The sequence below is a fragment of the Enterobacter sp. HMSC16D10 genome (assembly GCF_001807145.1).
GTDB lineage: Bacteria > Pseudomonadota > Gammaproteobacteria > Enterobacterales > Enterobacteriaceae > Enterobacter > Enterobacter roggenkampii.
The window spans coordinates 1-963 of the sequence record NZ_KV787844.1 but is presented as its reverse complement, the minus strand read 5'-3'; the positions used below and the strand labels follow the sequence as shown (position 1 = coordinate 963).

The 963-nt window shown below is 57.2% G+C and carries 1 protein-coding gene; it reads left to right on the top strand.

What is annotated here, in order from left to right; translation table 11 throughout:
- Positions 1–963, top strand: a 963-nt coding sequence (locus HMPREF3143_RS05535; protein ID WP_139145853.1) for a ShlB/FhaC/HecB family hemolysin secretion/activation protein, incomplete at both ends; no start/stop codon positions are given.

Here is a 963-nt window from a genome sequence, read left to right as displayed (position 1 = left end):
CCGGCAGACCCTTGTCGCGCCGTGGCAGGGCCGCTGTCTGGATATGGCGAAAATAACGGAACTTCTCGCCCATATTTCTGACTGGTATATCAGCCGGGGATATATCACCAGCCGCGCTTTTCTTACCGAGCAGGATCTCTCCGGCGGCCAGCTGAATATTGTTGTGCTGGAAGGCAGACTGGAAGCGATCCGTCTGGAAGGCGAAACGCCGCGTATGCTGAAAATGGCGTTTCCGGGACGGGTGGGCGGCATCCTTAATTTACGCGACATCGAACAGGGCATGGAGCAAATTAACCGTTTGCGTACTGACCCGGTTCAGATTGAAATTCTTCCGGGAACGCAGGCCGGATATTCCATTGTTAATCTTACGGCAAAGCCGGAATTTCCCTTAAGTGCATCGGTAAGCCTGGATAATAGCGGGCAGAAGAGTACCGGCGAAGATCAGCTGAGCGGCGTGCTCACCGCGAATAATATGCTGGGGCTGGCGGATAAATGGTTTGTCAGCGGCGGGCGCAGCAGTGATTTTGCCAGCGCGTACGATGCGCAGAATTTCCAGGCGGGCGTCAGCGTGCCGTTTGGCTACGGATTACTGGACTACAGCTACGCCTGGAGTAACTACCGGACCACCATCAGTAACCAGGGATTCAACTGGCTCTCCACGGGCGATACCAAAACCCACCGCCTTAACGCGTCCTGGGTGGTCTTCCGCAACGGGGAGGTGAAAACCGGCATTGCGGCAGGCGTGGTTCAGCGATCCAGCCGCAACTGGCTCAACGACGCGCCGCTTCAGAGCAGCACGCGCAACCTCTCCAGCCTGATTCTGGGCATTACGCACACGCAAAAAATGCTGGGCGGCGTGGCGACCTTCAACCCGACCTGGAGCCACGGCATGCCGTGGTTCAATGCCGAAACCGACGAAGATAAGTCCGGGGATATGCCGCGCGCGGAATTCCGTAAATGGAG